Annotated in this window: 1 protein-coding gene and 1 pseudogene; both read left to right on the forward strand. The window is 70.1% G+C overall.

Annotation, left to right across the window (positions count from 1 at the left end; genetic code table 11):
- Positions 1-64: 64 nt before the first annotated feature.
- Positions 65-1,061 (forward strand): annotated as a pseudogene (locus tag BN903_RS08580) (class I SAM-dependent methyltransferase).
- Positions 1,062-1,193: 132 nt separating this feature from the next.
- The gene (locus BN903_RS08585; RefSeq protein ID WP_048077354.1) at positions 1,194-1,415 is read left to right on the forward strand and encodes a hypothetical protein; all 222 of its coding nucleotides are present in this window, start codon (positions 1,194-1,196) and stop codon (positions 1,413-1,415) included.
- The last annotated feature ends 52 nt before the right edge of the window (positions 1,416-1,467 follow it).

The raw sequence follows: 1,467 nt of genomic DNA on the forward strand, positions 1-1,467 counted from the left end.
CTCGGTTCCCGGGTGCGGCCCGCGAAGCGTCACCGTTTATTCGCTCGCCCGCCTCCTCCCGACGATGAGCGTTCCCTGCGTCGCCGTCGCCCGCGAGCGCGGCGAGACTGTCCGGAGCCGCCTCGCCGACGCGGACGCCCTCGACGGCGACCACGAGATCGCCGTCGACGGCGACACGATCTACATCCCCGTCGCGGGCCGCGAGCGGGTGCCCGCCGACCTCGCGGACCGGGTCGTCGAACGCGACGCAGAGACGCGGGACCGACCCACGACGCCCGCGGCGATCCTCGGCTACGAGCCCTCGCTGGAACGGCTCGGCGACATTGTCATCGTCGACGAGGACGACGACGAGCGCGCGCAGGCGATCGCCGACGCCGTGATGGCCTCGCACGTCCCCTGCGAGACGGTCCTCAACCGCGCCTCGCCGATCGAGGGCGAACTTCGCGTCCGCGAGTGGGACGTGCTGGCCGGGAACGGCACCGAGACGGTCCACCGCGAGTACGGCCACGAGTTCCTGTTGGACGTGGCCGCGGTGTACTTCTCGCCGCGGCTCGCGACCGAGCGCCACCGCGTCGCGGAGCAGGTGACGGTCCGGCGAGTCGGCGGTCGACATGTTCGCCGGTGTGGGACCGTACGCGGTCCCGATGGCGGCCCGCGGCGCGGACGTGGTCGCCTGCGACCTCAACGAGCGCGCGGTCGAGTACCTCCGCGAGAACGCCGAGCGGAACGGCGTCGCCGACCGGGTGACCGCGATCGCGGGCGACGTGCGGGCTATCGCGGACGCGTACGCCGACACCGCCGACCGGCTCGTGATGAACCTCCCGCACTCCGCGGACGAGTTCGTGGACACGGCGGTCGCGCTCGCCGGCGACGACTGCGTGGTCCACTACTACGACATCCAACACGAGGACGACCCGTTCGGCCCGGGCCGCCGCGCGTTAGAGGCCGCCGCGGGCGACGAGTATGCGGTCACCGTCGAGACCGAACGCGTCGTCCGGTCGTACGCCCCCCACGAGCACAACGTGTGCCTCGACGTTCGGCTGACGCGGACCGACGACTGATCCGCGTCGACGGCCGATTCGCGTCGACGACCGGCCGATACCCGCCGACGCCGTCGAACCGAGCGGTGCGAATCCGACCGTCGGCGTGTTAGCCCGTTTATTTATGTGAATCAATCACTAATGTGTGGTCGTATGAGTGACGCCGAAACTCCCGAAGAGCGTATCGACGAAACGACCACCTGGCCGGACCTCGCGATCGGTCTGTACGACCGCCTGACCGGCCGGAACGCGGAGATTCACTATCAGTTCGAGGACATGACCGTCGAGGTGCCGAGCGGCACGGGCGACGACGCCGAACACGCCGAGTGGCGAATCGACGGCGGCGTCCGTGTCACGACGAGTGAACGGGAGTGACGCAGGACGCCGGCTCTCGGTCGAGACCGAGGACCTGACGCTGTCGGTCGAC

It is taken from the genome of Halorubrum sp. AJ67 (assembly GCF_000513435.1).

Bases quoted from the DNA above. Each gene is read 5' to 3' on its own strand.
- BN903_RS08585 (WP_048077354.1), top strand. From the start codon at position 1,194: ATGAGTGACGCCGAAACTCCCGAAGAGCGTATCGACGAAACGACCACC.